Origin of the sequence: Lysinibacillus sp. NPDC093688 (assembly GCF_050280145.1) — a bacterium.
Classification (GTDB): Bacteria; Bacillota; Bacilli; order Bacillales_A; family Planococcaceae; genus Lysinibacillus; species Lysinibacillus xylanilyticus_B.
Window position 1 is genome coordinate 1 of sequence record NZ_JBNNUX010000034.1, and the last position, 19,962, is coordinate 19,962.

At 34.2% G+C, this 19,962-nt stretch carries 16 protein-coding genes and 1 pseudogene; 10 read left to right on the forward strand and 7 right to left on the reverse strand.

What is annotated here, in order from left to right; all coding sequences use genetic code 11:
• Positions 1-350: 350 nt before the first annotated feature.
• From ACQKN2_RS20225 to ACQKN2_RS20240, 4 genes are all read left to right on the forward strand, one after another.
• Entirely contained in the window at positions 351-1,061 is a 711-nt protein-coding gene (locus tag ACQKN2_RS20225) for a glycosyltransferase family 2 protein (RefSeq protein ID WP_427416536.1), read from the forward strand.
• A gap of 78 nt (positions 1,062-1,139) precedes the next feature.
• On the forward strand, positions 1,140-1,400 hold the full coding sequence (locus ACQKN2_RS20230) for a metal-sensitive transcriptional regulator (protein ID WP_010857552.1): 261 nt from the start codon (positions 1,140-1,142) through the stop codon (positions 1,398-1,400).
• 246 nt (positions 1,401-1,646) lie between these two features.
• Positions 1,647-2,801, forward strand: coding sequence for a transglutaminase domain-containing protein (locus ACQKN2_RS20235; RefSeq protein ID WP_427416537.1), 1,155 nt, complete (start codon positions 1,647-1,649; stop codon positions 2,799-2,801).
• A gap of 100 nt (positions 2,802-2,901) precedes the next feature.
• A complete protein-coding gene (locus tag ACQKN2_RS20240; RefSeq protein ID WP_427416538.1) occupies positions 2,902-4,206 on the forward strand; it encodes a transglutaminase domain-containing protein in 1,305 nt (434 codons plus the stop codon).
• 441 nt (positions 4,207-4,647) lie between these two features.
• Here ACQKN2_RS20240 and ACQKN2_RS20245 read toward each other — a convergent pair whose 3' ends face one another.
• The 5 genes from ACQKN2_RS20245 to ACQKN2_RS20265 form a co-directional block, all read right to left on the reverse strand.
• Positions 4,648-5,595 carry an N-acetylglucosamine kinase gene (locus ACQKN2_RS20245; RefSeq protein ID WP_427416539.1) on the reverse strand — a complete coding sequence of 316 codons (948 nt, stop codon included), beginning with the start codon at positions 5,593-5,595 and terminating at the stop codon, positions 4,648-4,650.
• Complete coding sequence (gene argH, locus ACQKN2_RS20250; RefSeq protein WP_427416540.1) at positions 5,592-7,106, reverse strand: argininosuccinate lyase; 1,515 nt, start codon at positions 7,104-7,106, stop codon at positions 5,592-5,594. Before argH ends, ACQKN2_RS20245 begins: the two co-directional genes overlap by 4 nt.
• A 27-nt stretch (positions 7,107-7,133) precedes the next feature.
• Positions 7,134-8,855, reverse strand: a complete 1,722-nt coding sequence (locus tag ACQKN2_RS20255; RefSeq protein WP_427416541.1) for an ABC transporter permease — start codon at positions 8,853-8,855, stop codon at positions 7,134-7,136.
• 12 nt (positions 8,856-8,867) lie between these two features.
• Entirely contained in the window at positions 8,868-9,938 is a 1,071-nt protein-coding gene (locus ACQKN2_RS20260) for an ABC transporter ATP-binding protein (RefSeq protein WP_427416542.1), read from the reverse strand.
• A gap of 413 nt (positions 9,939-10,351) precedes the next feature.
• Positions 10,352-11,452 (reverse strand): extracellular solute-binding protein, encoded by a 1,101-nt coding sequence (locus ACQKN2_RS20265; RefSeq protein ID WP_427416543.1) that lies wholly within the window; start codon positions 11,450-11,452, stop codon positions 10,352-10,354.
• A gap of 521 nt (positions 11,453-11,973) precedes the next feature.
• On the opposite strand from ACQKN2_RS20265, the gene ACQKN2_RS20270 reads away from it, so the two are divergent.
• The 3 genes from ACQKN2_RS20270 (at position 11,974) to ACQKN2_RS20280 (ending at position 15,261) form a co-directional block, all read left to right on the forward strand.
• Entirely contained in the window at positions 11,974-12,375 is a 402-nt protein-coding gene (locus ACQKN2_RS20270; RefSeq protein WP_427416544.1) for a lactococcin 972 family bacteriocin, read from the forward strand.
• Positions 12,376-12,440: 65 nt separating this feature from the next.
• The gene (locus tag ACQKN2_RS20275) at positions 12,441-14,618 is read left to right on the forward strand and encodes a DUF1430 domain-containing protein (RefSeq protein ID WP_427416545.1); all 2,178 of its coding nucleotides are present in this window, start codon (positions 12,441-12,443) and stop codon (positions 14,616-14,618) included.
• 7 nt (positions 14,619-14,625) lie between these two features.
• Positions 14,626-15,261 (forward strand): ATP-binding cassette domain-containing protein, encoded by a 636-nt coding sequence (locus ACQKN2_RS20280; protein WP_427416546.1) that lies wholly within the window; start codon positions 14,626-14,628, stop codon positions 15,259-15,261.
• 66 nt (positions 15,262-15,327) lie between these two features.
• Here ACQKN2_RS20280 and ACQKN2_RS20285 read toward each other — a convergent pair.
• A pseudogene (locus ACQKN2_RS20285) lies at positions 15,328-15,618 on the reverse strand (EamA family transporter); the annotation flags it as partial.
• 443 nt (positions 15,619-16,061) lie between these two features.
• On the opposite strand from ACQKN2_RS20285, the gene ACQKN2_RS20290 reads away from it, so the two are divergent.
• From ACQKN2_RS20290 to ACQKN2_RS20300, 3 genes are all read left to right on the forward strand, one after another.
• Positions 16,062-16,514 (forward strand): hypothetical protein, encoded by a 453-nt coding sequence (locus ACQKN2_RS20290; RefSeq protein ID WP_427416547.1) that lies wholly within the window; start codon positions 16,062-16,064, stop codon positions 16,512-16,514.
• 261 nt (positions 16,515-16,775) lie between these two features.
• The gene (locus ACQKN2_RS20295; RefSeq protein ID WP_427416548.1) at positions 16,776-17,642 is read left to right on the forward strand and encodes a helix-turn-helix domain-containing protein; all 867 of its coding nucleotides are present in this window, start codon (positions 16,776-16,778) and stop codon (positions 17,640-17,642) included.
• A gap of 345 nt (positions 17,643-17,987) precedes the next feature.
• Positions 17,988-18,248, forward strand: a complete 261-nt coding sequence (locus ACQKN2_RS20300) for a hypothetical protein (protein ID WP_427416549.1) — start codon at positions 17,988-17,990, stop codon at positions 18,246-18,248.
• Between the two features lie 23 nt (positions 18,249-18,271).
• Here ACQKN2_RS20300 and ACQKN2_RS20305 read toward each other — a convergent pair whose 3' ends face one another.
• Positions 18,272-19,912, reverse strand: a complete 1,641-nt coding sequence (locus ACQKN2_RS20305; protein ID WP_427416550.1) for a hypothetical protein — start codon at positions 19,910-19,912, stop codon at positions 18,272-18,274.
• Positions 19,913-19,962: the final 50 nt, after the last annotated feature.

Sequence of the window (19,962 nt, forward strand, 5' to 3'; positions counted from 1 at the left end):
GAGCCGCTTCGCTGCGCTGCAGGGTCTCGGGCCAACACGATGTTGGTCACGAAGGCGTTATCACAGGATGTGATGCTTTTAGCCTTCGTTCCTCTGACGCTGATCCCCAAGGAGTCGCCCAGTCTCCACTCCAATCAACTTATATATGGCATATGTTTTGACCAATGCCATTCCTAACTTTTGGTGATGAATCATAAAAGTCCTCTTTTTTCATATATCGGGAAAATACCGTTATTGTTGAATTGTCCTCGTTAAGTGATACTATGTGATATAAGGAGATTCGTAGAGGTTTCAAGTAGCGATTACAAAAAGTGTATCTGCCAAAGTTTCGTGTTATCCGGGGGATAGAAATGATGAAAAATATAGCAGCAATAATACCAGCCTATAATCCACAACAGTCACTTATAACCTACGTCCATCAATTATTAGCCACCAATATTAGCCAAATTATTATTGTCAATGATGGCAGCGATCAAAAATATGCCAGTGTATTTGAAGAGTTAAAAAATATTGATTGTTGTCGAGTACTAGAGCATGACCACAATATTGGTAAGGGAGGCGCATTAAAAACAGCCTTTGCCTATGTAAGGTCGCAAAGAAGTATGCTTCAAGGTGTTATTACAGTTGGTGCTCATGGGCAACATACTATACAAGATGTAAAGCTCGTTTTAACGATGACAAAGGTTTTTTCTGAAGGAATTGTGTTAGGGGTACGTAACTTCCATTCGTCGGACAGCACGTTTTTATCATATTGGGGTAATCGTACAACAAGTTTGTTTTTTGAAATCCTTTATCATAGAAAATTAGTGGATACACAAACAGGTTTACGGTTTATTTCTATAAAGGAACTACCATGGCTGATGAAAGTAAAAGGTGAACGATATGACTACGACACAAATATGCTAGTCGCAGCACTTAAAAGAAAGTGTCCAATTTTTGAGGTAGAGATAGGTCAGTTACGAATAAAGAAAAATACAGTGATACAGTATGATGAAATAACAAATGCAGGGGCAATTATTGCTACAATGCTTATGAATTATTTAAAACCAAGGAAAAAATAGCTACAGATTTTATTTTGTAATAGGATAAAGAATAATAACTCAAGAACGTAGCGAGTATAGAAAGAAGGAGCAATGATGATGGAATATTCAGATCAAGTAAAAAATCGTGTAAAGCGCATGGAAGGCCAGCTACGTGGAATTTTAAAAATGATGGAAGAAGAAAAGGACTGTAAGGCAGTCATAACTCAATTATCGGCTGTACGTTCAGCGGTAGATCGCACAGTTGGTGTCATTGTTAGTACGAATCTTTTAGAATGTGTACAAAATGCTGAAGGTGATGGCGAGAAAATGAATGAAGTTATTCAAGAGGCCGTTAATTTAGTAGTAAAAAGTCGTTAACATAAAGAGAAGCCTGCTCGATAGAAAAGGGCTTAGAAAACTCACTAAAACAGGTGAGTTTTTATTTTTGTACAAAAATATAGTTTTATTCGATACTTATTTTGTATTAAAGGGAGTTTATACCTATATGAAGTTTATTGGTTATACAGTTAAAAGTCATAGTTAGTGAACTTGTCCGATAGATTAGTAGTTACTTTCTCTGTTATTCTAATTACAAGAATATAACAAACGGGAAGGTGATTTATTGTGAAAAAATGGTTGATAAGCGGAGCGGCATTGCTGATGTTAAGTCCAACAGCAGTCTATGCTCAACATGCAGACGCTCGTTCAGCAAATACTTCCCCAGCGATTGCTTATCATGTAGTAGCTAATACTAACGTAACAACTTGGGATCAATTCACAACTGAAATCGTAAAGCAATTAAATAATTTCGCTCCCGAAATTAACATTACATATAGTGGACCAATGACAGATTTCAAAAAGAAATTTATGGAGTCCTTTGAAAAAGCACAGGAGCAAGCAGTCTATGCGAGTGGTCATATGGAAAGTACCACTATTTCTGCAGACTCAACAGGTAATGTGACGTTTAAAGTGAAGTATTTGACAAACCAAACACAAGAAGCAACGGTACAAAAAAAGGTTGATCAACTATTAAAAACGATTATTAATCCTTCAATGACAGAATTCGAAAAAGTAAAAGCGATTAATGATTATATCGTGTCAAATACTACATATGGTACTAAAACAAAGGCTAGTCCCCATAGTGCTTATGCATTGTTAATGGAAGGACAAGCTGTGTGTCAGGGTTATGCGTTAGCGACTTATAAAATGTTGGAACAAGCCGGATTCGATGTAAAGTATGTTGTTGGTACTGTTAATGGTAACGAGGCACATGCATGGAATTTAGTAAAGGTTGATGGGTACTGGTATCATTTAGATACAACATGGAATGACCCATTACCAAATCGTTTTGGGGCTTCTTCGTATGATTATTTTTTAGTAACGGATGCACAACTAAAGAAAGATCATAAATGGATAGCATCTAATTATCCAGCTGCAACAAGTACAAAATATAACTATATGCTAAATGTTCATTTTGCATATCAAGTGAATAATACACTGTACTTTAGTAATACAGCAGATAAAGATAAATTGTATAAGCTTGATTTAGCAAGTGGTAAGAAAACAAAGGTTATGGAAAAACGTGCCTTGTATATTACAGGAGCTGATGACTTTTTATATTTCAGCGATTACAGTAACAGTGGCTACTTAACAAAATTAAATCTAAAAACATTAAAAGCTGAGGTGCTTGTGAAGCAAGCAGTTACAGATTTAAGAATGAAAGATAATTATTTAGTTTATAATGTTAAGGGCAAAGAACAGAAACTTGAAATTAAATAAGTATATCTTTATCTATTAATAAAATGAAAGCACAAAAGGACTTCCAACTGAGTTCTTTGTGCTTTTTTTGTATATAATGAATACAGGAAAACGGTTGGAGGTGAGGATTTTGTGGAAAAAGTTAGCCATTATCGTAATGATCATTATTTTTATTGACCCTATTTATACGGCTGGTAAGGCAGTTGTACAACAAGTGATAACTTGGGCAAATAATGATGAGATAGAAACGATGCTTCTTTCAACAAAGGAAAAAATCATAGACGTTACTGCCAAACTTTCAGAGAATACCTCCATTGAAACGGCCACACCTATAGAAGAACAGCCAAAAGAAGGAGTAGCCGTTACAGCTCCTGCAGTCAAAAAACCTGAAGCAAAGTTAGTTGTAACAAACGCAAAGGAAATGGCTGATGCGATGTATGCGTACTACAGTAGTTTTTCACCTACGTTTGAGATTCAATATAAAGGCAATACACAGCGAATTGAACAGTTAGTCGAAGAAGCCTATGAAAATGCTATTAAACGAGATGATTATGTATATGGACATATTAGTAAACACTCAATTCGTTTTGAATATGGAGGAAGAACAGCCAAAATCTTTGGGGAGCAAAGTTATTTAATGACACCAGAGCAGTCGGCATTTGTTGAAATGAATGTTCAAGAGGTTGTAGCCTCTATCCATAAAAAATCATTAAGTGATGTAGAAAAGGTTAGAGCTGTTAATGATTATATCGTTGCCAATACTGCCTATACGGATCAAACAAATTCAAGTCCACATAGCGCTTATACAGTGCTTGCGGAACATGGTGGCGTTTGTCAGGGCTATGCATTGCTGGCTCATTCGATGTTACAAAAGCTAGGGATAGAAACAAAGTATATCGTAGGCTATGTCGGCCAGGAAGGGCATGCATGGAATTTAGTAAAGCTGGATGGTCAATGGTACCACCTCGATACTACATGGAATGATCCGGTGCCTGATCGTAAAAGGGCGGTACGCTATCAATATTTTTTAGTGGATGATCGAACGATGGCAAAAGACCATACGTGGATTGCTGAAGACTACCCGAAAGCCACAAGTACAAAGTATAACTACTTTCACAATGTAGATTTCGCTGCACAGGTAGGGCAACAAATATTTTATAGTAATGTTTCTGATGATAATAAATTGTACGTGCTTGATTTAGAAACAGGTAAATCGAAACGCATTTCTAATTCACGTGCGCAGTACGTTGTTTATGCGGATGGTTGGCTATATTTTAGTAATTATTCACATGGAGCGTATTTAACGAAGATTCGTCCGGATGGAAGCGGAGAACAAATGATAAATAGGGAAGAAACGAAGGATTTATTTGTGAAGGACAGCTATTTATATTTCACGACAAATGAACTGAAAAAAATGGCACTTTAACGTGATCAACGAAAACATTAATTTGCAAAAATTAAAGAGCCAATGACATTACGGTTAAATAAAGAATGACTCTTCTGCAAAACGAGGGGTTGATTTCCGTTCCGACTGGGCGCTTTCCTGGGGGCGTCGGGGCAACAGGATGTTGGTCACGAAGGCGTTATCACAGGACGTGATGCTTTTAGCCTTCGTTCCCCTCCCGCTTCACTCGCTATGCTCGCTCCAGGGTCTCGGGCCAACACGATGTTGGTAACGAAGGCGTTATCACAGGATGTGATGGTTTTAGCCTTCGTTCCCCTATCGCTGATCCCCGAGGAGTCGCCCAGTCTCCACTCCAATCAACCACTTCACATAGCGTGATCGTTTGGCATGTCACTCATACACTATAGACACCTTAATTTTATTGAACATAATAGTTTCCAACAACATGAAGAGCCTATGACATTACAAACTGTCATAGGCCCTTTTTGTCCGCTCTATAAGATAATGGATTGGTTGATGCTGACACAGAGAAACTTCAATTTGCGGATATATCGATTTCATTTCTTGTGAAAAAGTTTTAAAAATTAATGGATTATGCTTAATGGCACCACCATTACAATAAAGGCTAAATGCTTCGCCTTGATAGTCGATTTTTTTCAACACGGCACATGCAAGGAGCGCTAATTCATGGGCAGCACGCATTGATATTTGGATGGCGCATGAATCCTCTTTGGTCACGGAATCCGCTAAAAATGCCCCCATTTTTGCAAGCTGCGCGTTCGTGTAAGATGGGCGGAACAGCCATGTGGCTAGCTCTGTAACATCTTGTATGTGTAAGTGATGATAGACAGCATTTTTTAATAGGGTCGGCTCACCGCGTCCGTCTTCCATGCGGAAAATGGCGCGTATTACTTCTTGCCCTAGCCAATAGCCACTGCCTTCATCTCCTGCACGATGCCCCCAGCCACCTGCACGTACTATTTGTGTACCGGTAAATGCGTAAGCAATGGCTCCTGTTCCAGCGATGAGTAATGCGCCTGCCTGTCCAGCAGTAACACCAAGTAAAGTGGCTTGCGCATCATTTTCTATAATAATCGTATCTATTTTTAGCTGTAATGTTGATACGGCGCTATGAACGATTGCTGATACGATTTCACGATCTTTGGGAGAATCAATCCCTGCCATTGCAAAGGTAGCTACAGCAATAGTGGAATCAGCTTGCTTTTGCAAAAAGTTCTGCACATTTGCTAATAACGCTTGCACTATTTCTGTAGCAGATGCAGCTCCGATCGCTTGATAATTCGAGCCACTTGTTGAATTTGTATAGTTTATTTCGCCAGACTCGGCATGTACGAGCGCACATGCCGTTTTTGTAGCACCACCGTCAATAATTAGTAGCCATCCCATCATTGATTCCATTCCTCTATAAATACGGTTAATTGTTTTTCTGCCTCAATAATCTTTAATTCCTTCAAACGAATCCACTCATAAAGATTATGAGAATTTGCCTTGGAGCGTTCAAGAGACGCTTTCATCGTTACGGGAGCTGGACCACCAGGTAATGTACGTACACCAACGAAGGACTCTGGTTTTAATGTGTTATAAAAATCTTCCTCAGAAATTTTTAATGGTTTACCAGTAATTAATTTGGATTGTGTATTAGTAAGCCCCCATGTAAGACTTGCTAAAGATTCCTCCCCATGAGAGAGCAATACTTTAATACAGTTACTAACAATACTATGTGCCTGGCGGAATGAAATCCCTTCAGAACGCACTAACGTATCGGCAAGTTCTGTGACATTGGCAAAGCTATTTTTTGCTCGATTTCTTAGTTTTTTCTTATTTACATCCATCGTGACAACTAGCGAACCAAATAGTTTGTAAATACCTATTAAACGGTCGATGGCGCGCCATAAATATGGTTGCATATCATCCTCTGTGTCTACAATATCTCCAAAAGGTGTATTATGTACCATCTGTAATACAGTACTAGCGTCACCTACAACCGCTGATAGCAATGAACGTGTATGCTCTATTGAAACTGGATTGCGCTTTTGTGGCATGATTGAGCTAACTTGTACGTATGGGCTCGCCAACGTAAATGCATTGAATTCCTGTGTAGCCCATAGTAGAAAATCCTGGGATGTACGGCCTAGATTAAGAGCCGCAAGCTGAACGATACTCGCTGCCTCTGCGATATAATCTGCACCAGCAACAGCATCCCACGCATTTTCGATAATATCGTCGAAGGCCAATAACTCACGCATGCGCTCTCTATTAATATTGAAGCCAGTTGTTGTTAATGCCGCTGCTCCCATACTACTACGATTCACCGTTTTGTAGACATGCTGTAAACGTTCAAAATCTCGTTCAAGTTGATCGATGACAGCCTTCAAATAGTGCGCAAAGGTTGTTGGCTGTGCCTGCTGCGTATGTGTATAGCCAATCATAATCGTATCAACGTGTTCCTCAGCAGCTGCAATTAAATCATCCCGTAATGTCAGTAATTCACGCATAAGCAATAACAATTTTTTTCTCAAAGTCATTCGATAAATGGCAATGCCCATATCATTACGACTTCTACCAATGTGAAGATTTCCTGCAATATCGCCAGCAAGCTCTATTAATTTATTTTCGATGCGGAAAAACAAATCTTCATATCGCGGGCTGTAATCCTCTATACGAAAATAGTTCAAGTCTAGTTTTTTTAGAGCAATACCAATCTCTTTAGCTTCTTCTTTTTTGACTAGTCCCTGTTCTTCTAACATTTTTAAGTGTGCAATATTGATTTGTAGCATAAATGTTAAAAAGTTTTTCTTGGCTTCATCGTAAGCCGGCTGTAAGACAATTTTACGATAAATATTAGAAGGGAAGATCATCCCATCCTCTTGCTGTGTTTTGTTGCGGAAATCTTCAAACATATAAATGGCCTCCTATTAGATTAGCAGTTATATGGCCGAACCAGCACTGCCTTTAGATAACTTCTCAGAAATAATAAGCACAATTAAAATTAAACAAATTTGTAAGACGCCATATGCACAAGCAGTTCCGAATTTAAACGAATATAGTTTTTGGAATATCGCCACTGATAATGGGATGGTCGACGTACTGTAAATAAGAATGGACGCTACGAATTCGCCAAAGCTTTGAACAAGTGCTAGTAACGTACCTGCCAAAATGCCTGTAAAGGTAAGGGGAAGTACAATACGTCTAAATGAATACCACCATGTTGCACCTAAACTCCGTGATGCTTCTTCGATAGATTGATCTAATTGAACAAGTGATGCCGATGTCGATCGGAAAACAAGAGGTAAATGTCTAATAAAATAAGCTAACGGCAAGATCCAGAACGTCCCGACAAGAACTTGATTCAAGGCGAAGATATTTTCTGTACTAAAGGCTGCGATCAAATTGACAGCTACAACCGTTCCCGGCAATGCCCAAGGAACCATGATTAAAATATCGAGTAATGTTTTACCTTTAAAGTTTAACCGAACCATCGCATAGGCTGCTGCAACACCGAAAACTATATTGCCGAGTGTTGCAACGATCCCCATTCGAACGGAATTCCAAATTGGTCGCCACGTCCGTTCATCTGTAAAAAGTGCTTGATAATGATCCAATGTATAGTCTGTTGGGAGAATTTGCGTTTTCCATGCACCATCAACGGAAAATGAAATTAATATAAGCACTAAAATCGGCAAAATTAAAATTAATGTGCCTATGAAAGACGCAATAGTTGCCATAACTTTCATGCCTTTTGATGACACTTCAGAACGATGCACACTAATACCTTTACTGAGGTTTTGATAATTTCGGCGGTTTTGATACCAGCGCATTACAATTAAAAAGGTAATGGACACAAAGGATAAAATCATAGATTGTGTCGCTGCCATATCTAAATTCCCATTCGTACGTGATAAATAGATTTGCATAGTCATTGTGCGTTCGACACCGAACATTAAAGGTGCAGTGTAAGATGCCATAGATATCATAAAGACGAGTAAGGAGGAGGCAACAATCGAAGGTGTTAACATGGGCAAAATAACCTTTGTCCATACCCGAATACGCCCGGCACCTAAACTAGTAGCGGCCTCTTCTAAAGCTGGATCAAGACCTTTTATAGCTGCTGAGGCGGTTAAGTAGAAGTAAGTGTACATAGTGAATGTATGTACTACGATAACCCCCCATATGCCTTTTAATGAAAAGGGTACTTGCTCTAAACCGAATAGGTGCTGAAACGCACGTGGGAAAATACCACTGTCTCCATACAAAAATGTAAAGGACAGTACACCTACTAACGGCGGAAGAGCCATAGGTACCAATACTAAAACAGAGAGTATCCGTCTACCTGGGAAATTATAGCGTTCCAGAAGAAAGGCCATGGTTACACCGACGATTGCACAACAAATAACACTGATAGCGGAAATATATATACTAGTCCACAATGCCTCTATATTTGCTGGGCTAGCTATATTAAAGAAATTTTTATAAGTAGAGAGCGCATCATCACCAGAAAAGCTTTCTTTAAACGTTTGATAGAACGGGTATACTACATAGGCAAACAACACTAAAAATAAAGGCGCAACTAAAATATAGACAAACCAATTCGAGCTAGTTAGACGTGTCCATGCGTTTCCTTCAGAAGGATTGTGGTGTGTTTTTTCCATGTTGGTACCCTCCTATTCTCCTAAAAAATACAGTGAATCTTGGGCTATAGTTAGAGTGATTTCTTCACCAATTTTTTTGAATTGACCATTCATATTAATAATCATTACTTTTAGTGAAAAATCTAGACATTCCACAATGTAGTTCACACTAATTCCTGTAAATTCAACAAAAGTGATTTTACCCGTTAATGTGTTTTCACCAGTACCTTGATGAATAGATTCAGGACGAATAGAAATAAACACTTTGTCTCCAATCATATGCGTTAAAGTGGGGGAGCTTTGTTGCTTTCGCCCAGTGAGAACAAGTCCACTCGCTGTTTTTACTTGTATATCTTCACCATTAACAGCATCGATGGTCGCCTCAATTAAGTTTGTCTCACCAATAAAATCTGCTACGAAGCGGTTTGAAGGTCGATTATAAATTTCTTGCGGAGTACCGATTTGTCTGACGTTCCCATTTTCCATGACCATTATCCGATCGGACATGGACATAGCTTCCATTTGATCATGCGTAACATAGATGGTTGTAACACCGAGCTCGGATTGAATACGTTTTATTTCAACGCGCGTTTCTTCACGTAATTTAGCATCTAAATTTGACAATGGCTCGTCTAATAATAAAATATCGGGTTCTATGACAAGCGCCCTTGCCAATGCAACCCGTTGCTGCTGCCCACCAGATAATTCATTAATTTTCCGATTCCCATATTGCGTTAAATGGACAAGCCCTCTAATACGGTCAACCTTTTGCTTGATCTCCGCCTTCGAGAATTTCCGTACTTGTAATCCAAAGGCGATATTTTCGTCTACCGTCATATGTGGAAAGAGGGCATAATTTTGAAACACCATACCGATGTTCCGTTTATTAGGTTGAAGCCTTGTCACATCAAAATCATCAAAAAGAATTTTTCCTTCCGTTGGGTAATAAAATCCGGCTATCATCCTTAGTGTTGTCGTTTTACCACAACCACTTGGACCGAGGAACGTGAAAAATTCACCAGCTTTAATATGAAGATCTAAATCTTTTACGCCGTGAATTTGACCGAATTTCTTAGAGACATTTTCTATTTTGACACTTTTCAATTGAAATGCTCCTTTCTCGTTAGAAAATTAGTTGCATGAAGCCTCGAGCAAAAATATACTCGAGGCTTAAAAATATGAACAATATTCGTAGATGTCTTATGATATTAAAAGGCTCATCACCATAACGTGGGGTTGATTTCCGTTCCAACTGGGCGCTTTCCTGGGGGCGTCCGATGAGCCGCTTCGCTTCGCTGCAGGGTCTCGGGCCAACACGAGGTTGGTCACGAAGGCGTTATCACAGGATGTGATGGTTTTAGCCTTCGTTCCTCTATTGCTGGTCCCCAAGGAGTCGCCCAGTCTCCACTCCAATCAACTTATATACAAAGCAACATTTTCACAAATGTCCTTCCTAATTATTTTTGTGAAGAGCCTGTCAGCGACATAGGGCAAGTTCATAACTTTTTAGTTATCGGTCACTTTTTTCCGCGTCCTTTAATATTGTTATCCCAATGCTCCATCCATTCAGCTTCTTTTTCAGTCATGAGCTGCCAATCTATATCAAAAGTTTTTAAATCTAATTCTTTATACCACTCAGGCATTGCCGCTTTATCGATATCTGAGCGAGTAGGAATTTGGTAGTAATCGTTTGCTAGTTGAGTCACCATATCTTTTTCAAATATGAATTCTGTGAAGAGCTTTGCATTTTCTAAGTTTTTGGCATTGTTTACAACACCAACACCATCAACTAGAATCGGTGCACCACTCTTCGGATAAATGTAATCGAACGGATAATCAGTCGTATATTTCTTTAATAAAATATCTTGCAAATTCCATAAAGAAACGCTGCCTTCTTGTCGTGTCATCTTTAAATAAAGTGCATTTGGATCTTGTGTATATTCCTTCGTGTTGGCATCTAATTTTAATAGCCAATCGTAGCCCTTCTCAGGTGAATCTGCACCTTGACGTAAAATCATAGATGAGTAAATCGTACGCATCGTCCCAGATGCTAATACACCTCGAATTAAAATTTTATCTTTCCACTTTGGATCTAATAACTCATCCCAATCCTGTGGTCCCGTTTCTTTTTTTAATACATCACTGTTAATCATAATAACTTCTGGTAGTAACATTTCACCAAACCAACGACCATCTGCATCTTTATAAGCCGCATCAATGGAGTCGTTAAAGCTAGGCTTCCAAGCTTGAAGTAAATCTTCATTGGCGCCGACAGTTAATGCAGATTGCGTACCGCCCCACCAAAAATCAGCCTGAGGATTAGCTTTTTCACCACGTAGGCGTTCTAAAATTTGCTGCGCACCCATCGTTAAAAATTCCACTTCAATGTCTGGGTACTTTTCATTAAACTGATCGATTACTTTTTGCACCATTTCCTCATCGCGTCCTGTATAGATCACAAGCTTTCCAGATGGTGTAGCTGCCACATCGGTCTTTTCAGAATCGGATTTTTTGTTATCTGTAGCGTCTTTTGTAGAAGTCTTATTATCACTACTACAAGCAGCTAATACAACAACCATCAGCACAAGTAAAAAGCCAAAGATACGTGTTTTCTGCATAATCTTCCCCCTCCCTAATAGTGAAAAACTTACATATAGCAGTATAATCCGGAGACCTTACATTAATGTTAGAATAATTGAAAAATTATAATTGGATTCAGCATAGCTAAGGAAATACTAGAGAGCAATGGCGTTTTTCTAATGTCTAAAGTAGCGAGTAGTCTTGATTTTGGGGACGGTGAGAATAGATTATCAAAATATGTTCAAAAGTGAACAAAGATTGATTTTGGTGATTTTGAAATGCATGTTAGAAATTAAAACAAGTAAATCTATAAAGTTTAATTTATGTATGTCTAAATATTGCAGTAAAGGAGTTTTTATAATGATTTAAAGATCGTTTCATGGGATTTTAGCAGAAACAGTTTTGTTCGTAGGAATTTAGCTAATTATCAAAATTTTCTTAAAAGTGCACAAATGTTGATTTTAATTATTCTGAAATTGATGCTACGATTTGAAACAAGGACACCTATAAAATTTATTTTTATGTATGTTCTAATCATCTCAGTAAAGGAGTTTTTATAATGATTAAAAAATCGTTTCGTGGAATTTTAGCAGGATTAGCAGTTTGTACATGTTTAAGTGTATCAGCAAAAGGAGCTTCTGCAGAAGAATTACCTACAAATGGGGGCTGTGTTGACTTGGATGCATTAATAGCCCAAGAAGAAACTGGTTCTTTCCTAATTGATGATACAAATAATAATAACGCTAGAGCAGCTGTAAAAGCTGGAGGCGGTACATGGAACGTAATCTGGGGATTGGATCGTCATTCCTCGGAGTACAACCATCCTTCAAAAGAACATATGGCAACCGCAGGTAATTGGCGTACCATACGTCAAAGTGAATGGGAAGCACCAGGTAACTTAGCATATGCGTGGATTAAATCTTCACTTTGGGGTAATACAGCAAATTGGAATACTAGATAAATATTAAACAAATACAAAGTGTAGGTATTATCCCTATACTTTGTGTTTATCGAAAGGATATATTCATGAAAAAAATAATATATCTATTTTTAACTATCGTGATAATCACATCAAATTTATTCAGTTTTTCGCTATTTTCGAATAATAAAGTAGTTGATTTTTTATATAAAAGAAATCAAATTGTTATGATTGATTATAGTTATGCTAAATTAAACTTCAACGTTAATGAATTTACGGAACATTTAGTTGAATTTTCTAAGAAAAATAATATTAATATTTCTCAATATAATTTTATAAGCGAAAATTCTTTAAATATTTACTCTACGAACGTTTTAAAAGATTCTTATATAAATTTAAAATCAGGAGAAATTCCGGATGGAAAGCGTTTTATCGCTAATTACTTGAAAGAAGATGAAAAAGACCAATCAGGTATTTTTTACTTTCCACTATCTAATAGGAAAGTTCATATATATGATTTTAAACAAATAAAAAATATAGGATTAAACAATGAATTTTATTTAAGTAGTGTAGATAAAGAAATCCTCCATTCTTTTACTAAAGAATTCTCACCATACGGTAACATACAAACTAAACAAGGAAAGATAAGCAGTTTAGCATTAGCAAATATTTCTTTATTAATGATTGTTATTTTTTCTTTTGTTATTTATATAATAGGGATATTTTATTTTTTAATTCAAAAACAGAAAACGTTACTATTATATTATCTGTGGGGGTATTCGAAAGCAAAAATTGTATGTTCTTTTTTCAGTCCCTTTTTATGGTTCTCGTCCATTGTATTCACATTAGTATCAATGGGATTAATTATATCTTCCGTAATTTTTAAACACGTGTACTTTTTAAAAGATTTTTTCCCACTGTCCATACTAGTGAATATTTTGATTTTAATGATTCTTCTAGTTGTTACATTACTAGGTATATTATTAATTTTTAAATTTAATAAATATCGTTATAGTGTTAAAGGTGCTTTACCATTTCGAAAGATTCAGTGTATGTCTATTATTTTAAAGACATTAGTATCTATTGTACTTTTTAGTATGATTTGTTTTTCTTTTATGAAATATAATAATTTAACCAATAAATTAAATAGTTTAAATTACTGGGATGACACCCAAAATGTATTTCGTATTGAAGTAGGTGTGCTAAATAATAGTATTTCGGATAATTTAAAACTCGATAGAGATTTAAACGATAGGTTAAGTCTGTTTTATGAAAAAATCAAAAAAAATAACCAGGCCTTTCTCATAGAAGCCGAAAAATTTAGTGTTATTAATTATAAAGATGGAAAACCTATATATAGCTATATGTTAGGTATTAAAAATACAAATGATCTTTATACCCCTCAGGGAAGACGTATTGTTATAGATGAAAATTATCTCAAAGTCAACCCGATTCAAAGTAGTAATGGTGTGTCGATTATTAAGCAGTTGAATGAGGATAAAAATACCTTGAATGTATTAGTGCCTGAACATTTAAATGTTATCGAAGAGCATATTGTGAATTCGTATCGAGATTGGTTTTATTTCCAAAGCGTTGAAATTTTCAATATGTATAATAAAGAACTCGCTCAACCATTACTTGAAAAGAAAATAGACGATTTAAAAATTAATATAATCTATACAAAAAAAGGACAAGAATATTTTACATATAGTAATTATAGAGGAAACCAAAAAAATAGAGTTATAGACCCTGTCGCTATTTTATATACTGATAGCTTAGATACTTCTACCATAGGTGCGTATGCAACACATTCATTATTTTTCTTAGATAATTCAAATGGAGATGCCTATGAAAATATTTCTTCATCGTTAGAAGAAGCAAACGCTAAAGAAATATATAGCGTAGTATCTGTTTATGACGAAGCAAATGATGAAATAATTGAACTAAAGTGGGAATTGTTTCAACAACTAATTGGTTTAACTATTGTTATTATATTTTCATTTATACTTTATATTGCATATATTTGGTCTTACTATAATGCATATCTTTATCAATTAACCCTTAAATATTTATTTGGTTATTCTTATTGGAAACGAAATAAAACTATTATTCTTATAACTAGTCTCTCTAATATTTTTGCAGCTGTATTGGTGTTGTATTTCTTCAAAAGTACTAATGTTATATTACTGCTTTTAGGAACTTTATTTTTAGAGCTTCTATTTTTTAATATATTTATAAAATTTTTGAATGAGAAAAATACAAACAAAGTAGTAAAAGGGGATTGAGTATTTAATGATTGAACTCAAAAATATAAGTAAAAGTTTTTCGGGAAAAACTATACTTACAAATTTTTCATTGAGCATTAATAAAGGAGAATTTGTATCTATTATGGGTGAAAGTGGTGCAGGTAAAACGACTGTTTTAAATATGATTGGCCTATTAGATAAACCTGAAAAAGGTACTGTTTCTATTGATGGTCATTTAAATCCAAATCGTAAAGTTACTATGTATTTGCGAAGGCATAAATTCGGATATATATTTCAAAATTATGTGTTAATGAATAATGAAACAGTTAAAGATAACTTACTAATTTCACAGGCGTATAGTAACAATTTTAGTAATGAAATAATGATAAATAATTTAGAAAAAGTCGGCTTGGATGCCACATATTTAGAAAAGAAAGTTTATCAGTTAAGTGGTGGTGAACAACAGAGGATTGCTATAGCCAGAGTAATGCTAAAACCTTGCGAAATAATATTAGCAGATGAACCAACAGGAAATCTTGATGATTTAAATAAAGAAGTTATTTTGAATTTATTTAAGCATTTAAAAGCTTCAGGGAAAACTATTATTTGTGTAACGCATGATAAGGAAGTAGCTGAATGGTCAGATAGAATAATTAATATAGAGCGCTTATTTTATAGTTAATACAGAAATAAGGGAGATGTATCAAAAACTATGATACATCTCCCTTTCCAATTTAGGTTAGAGCATTTACTTATTGATAGGCTCTAAAGATTTATCCTTTTTTCGTCGCTGCGAAATTATTGTCGGTAGCATCATACCTAGAATAACCAAAATAATACCCGCTATTTGTAAAAACGTTAAAGGCTCATGTAAAACAATAACTGAAACGGTTACAGCCACGGTTAACTCCATAGCGTTTAAAATAGAGGCAAGAGCCCCTCCCACCTTTGGAACAGCTATAGAGCATAAATAAATCGGGAAAATAACACCGAAGAATCCCAATGCTAGTCCGAATTTCCATAAACCACGCAGGCACAAAGCCGATTCCGGACGCACTTATACCGAAGTGAGGTATAAGTGATCTAGAGTCGAAAACGCTTTAAAGTAGCTTGTAGTCTTGGTTTTGGGGACTTTGAGAATAGATTATCAAAATATGTTCAAAAGTGAACAAAGATTGATTTTGGAGTTTTGAAATGCATGCTACAATTTTAAATTCAGCTTCTTTAGCCTTAACGTCAGATTTAGCAAAAGCATCGGAACAAGCGGATTAAACGAAAGAAAAAGATCAACTAATTATCGGAAACTCTTTAAAATAACAGAGAGTTTTAATCGAGTGAATATTTAGTATTATCAATATTTTCGCGAAAGTGAACAAAAATTGATTTTGATGATTTTGAAATTGATGCTAGGATTTGAAACAAGGACATCTATAAAATTTAATATATGTGTGTCTAAACATTTCAGAGGAAGGGGTTTTTATAATGATTAAAAAATCGTTTCATGGGATTTTAGCAGGCACAGTTTTATTTTCTTCTTTAGCTTTAACACCAGATTTAGCAAAAGCGTCAGAACAATCGGCTCAAACAAATGAAAAAGATCAACTAATCAATAAAAATGACTTTTTAAATGTAACTGTGAATGTTGATGAATTGAAAGCAGTTGGGCTCACACAAGAAGAAATGGATTTAGTTTTAAGTAGTACACCAGCATCGGGAATTTATTTGATTAGTGGTGTTGCCTATGATGAAAATGGAAATATATTAGAAGTCCGTGAAAGAGGAAAATTATCATGGGCTGTAAAAGGTAAACGGTTTTTGCCTACCGTAATCGTTGTCGAATCAATCGCGAGCAGTTCTTTTTTCAAAGAAAGGGAGCGTTTAGCAGAACGATTTAATCGACTGACAATCGTTGAGAAAATCTGCTTTAGAATTTGAAAATCAAGTACTTTTAAACGTTTGGACAATGTAGAATAATCTACATCTTTTAATCCATGACTAGGTGCTATATCAGCGGCGTGACGCATACTTTTCCATTCAAAATCGCAGCACCAACCAAGTAGGAAATAAGTGTGGAAACATCACATTTACGTGCAACATCTACAAACCCAACATCCGCTAAAATCTCATTCACTTCTTCCGGTGAAATAAAGTTAATCAACAGACGTGAATATTTTATATAAACGGAGGTGTCCTTTTGTGAATATTAATCTTGGTAAAACAATAAAATTGATTCGAGAAAATAAAGGATTAACCCAGACCTATATTTCTAATGGAATACTAACTCAAGGCAATCTTTCTAAATTCGAGAATTTAAATTTAGAAATTGGTGGGTCATCATTAATTGCAATTCTAAATAGATTAGAAATGTCCTTAGAGGAGCTTTTGTATATAAATAATAACTTTAGAATTACTAAACGTAACAACATAATACAGAAATTTTACAGTCTTTCATATAATGATAGAAAAGCAGTAAAAAATTTACTGAATGATATTGGGAAATATTCCGAAAAAGCAGATGATTTCCTAATGGAAGCTATTGAGGAAATATGCACCTCTCTAATGATACTTATGAAAACAAATAATATGGAAAAAGCTCGAAAGGGAGTTAGTAATATATGGGCTCATTTAAGTAAAAGAAATCATTTATATATTTCGGATATCTATTTATTGAATTCAATGTTATTTTTCTTCCCACATCAAGCTGGTCGGGAAATCATTAAATATTTATTTAGAGGTATAGATAAATACAAAAACTTTAAAGGAATAGAAAAAATAAAAATAAATTGCTTATTAAACTTCTCTGTAATTTTGATAAAAAACAGAGAATATAAAGAAGCATTAATTTATATAGAAAATGCAATATCATTATGTAAACTTTACAAGGAATATTTAAATATTTCAGTTTGTTATATCAGGAAAGGAATTTGTTTAAATCAAATTAAAAAGGAAAATAAAACAGTTTTTTGGTTCAATAAAGGTTTTAAATTATTAATAGCTTTAGATGAAATGGATCTATTAGATCAATTAAAAGATGAAGTGGAAAGGCTAAATTATAGAGTTTGAAAGATATAGGAAATATTAATCTATTGTGAAACTCTCTATATTATATATGGTACTTCACCAAAACATGTGCTTGACTAAGAGTCGTATTCAATCCTCAGCAGTGTAAATCGGTATTGTACGTATGCCCCTTGCAAATGGCAAAATCATCGAATCACATAAATCCTTGATAGAATGAGAGTGCATCTGTATAGCTCTCTTGTTGTTGGTACTTTCAACTATAGCGGGTACAGGTGCTTTTTTGTACTCGTTTTCAATCAAGAACAGATTTTAGCGTTGAGCCTAATATTACATAGGAAGTTTATGATAGAATTACAACTATTCAGAATAAAAGAGGCGAGATGTATTATGCTAAAAAAAGGAACTCGTTTTGAAATGTCTACAATATATTGGATTATATTATTAGGGCTATTTTTATTTATTAGTTATAAAAATTTATTCTTTGATTGGTCAATACAAAATTATTTAACAAATAAACTTGAACTTGAAATTTTTGGTCGATATGTATTTATTTTATTTACAAGTTTTGTTGAATCGTTTATATATATTTTATTTATTCGTTTTTTTGTTTTCTTACTCAATAAGGCTATTTTAAAACAAAAAAAGTGAGTGCATTGCTCACTTTTTGGCTATTATGAGTTCAAATCTTCATAATAATATAACAATCCATAATAAGTAGCAATTAAAGAAGTAGAGTTGTTATCTTCCATGACTGTATTAAATCCTCCAGAATTATTTATAAATTTTAATAATATCTCACTATAAAATAAATCTTCGCTAGTATTCAGTATATTCAAGATAAAACAATAATCATAATTAAGAAGTATATCATTCCTTTCATCTCTAATAAAAATACCTTGTTTTTCATTATAATAATTTAAGATTTCTTGATGAACTAAATCTTTATCAAATTCATAATTCAAATTCATCATAGAATTTATTAGATAGCGTTGTTCAGTAGAATTTAATATGCCAAATTCTTTAAATAACTCACTAACAATCTCAGTATAATATTGGGAATTTTCTTTTTCGAATTTTAAATTTAAAAATTTATAAAACTCTGTTATATAATAAATATTTTCTATCAGTTTAGAAACATTATCAATTTTTTGTATGTTAGTGGCTCTAAGTATTTTGTTAAAAGATAAAATATCTTCTTTTATTTCATTCTGATATTTTAATGCACCTTCAAAATTCATAAAAGTTATCATTTTTATTCGCCAATTCTGATAGTCACCTATAAGAAGGTAATTTTCTAGGTTAAGTGGATTAGATTTTTTATCTAACATACTAAGGTTAACTCTTGCTAATAAGTCAGATGTAATACTAGGTTTTATTGTTCTTTTTGCAGTTAAACCACCGTTTTCAGTTGAAAAATTCCTCACATTTTTCTCAAGCATTTGATATAATGCCGAATATAATTTGTTGCTTTTTATTTCTAATGTGTCAATAATGGTAGAAATAATATACAAATCAACAATACTAAGAGGATTATTATTGACATAATCATTCAAAAAATAACTTATTTTTTCTAAAAATTTATTAGGAATATCGCCTTCTAAAGACTTTACAATTCCTTGTAAATAGAAAATATCCGTCAAACTTTTTTCTTTAACCTCCAGCTCTTTAGCTAAAATGTTAAAAAAATCCTCTACTTTTAAAGAAGATTCAAAGTTAACTTTTGAGGTTAAAAAACAGTATTCATAAATGTTTCCTAATTGCCTCTCTGTAATTTCTAAAATTGAAAGGTCAATGGTTCTTAAATATTCATTTACGACGATTTTAACATCTTCATTAATATGGCTATATTTAAGAATAAAAAAGAGATTTGATATTTTTTCCAAATCATTTTTATTAGTATCATTTATAATTTCTAAAATACTTTTTACATTAACGATTTTAGTATTATTTAATAAATAGTTTTTCTTCAGACTATTTATTAAATTCGATTCTAAATTTAATTGTTTTAGATAATCATAAGTAGAAGTTGGGATATCTTTATTTAATAGCAAATAAACTTCTGCATAACGAAGTGTTTCATCAGTATCAGATTCTCTTTTATTATCTATAAAAAAATCATAAAAAAATCCATCTTTCTTAGCCGATAATATTTTAGAAGAGGTATGTTTAGTCCATTCCTTATCTAAGGATATTTTATTTTTTTCTTCTGAAAATTTTTCTTGAGAGAAAAAATTATTTGATATTAAAAAAAATATAATGAAAATTAAGCTGATTATAGAAAATATTCCAATAAAAACTTTGTATTTAGTCATTTAGTTACTTCCTTTCTAAATATACACAAAGAGGCTGGGACAAAAGGATA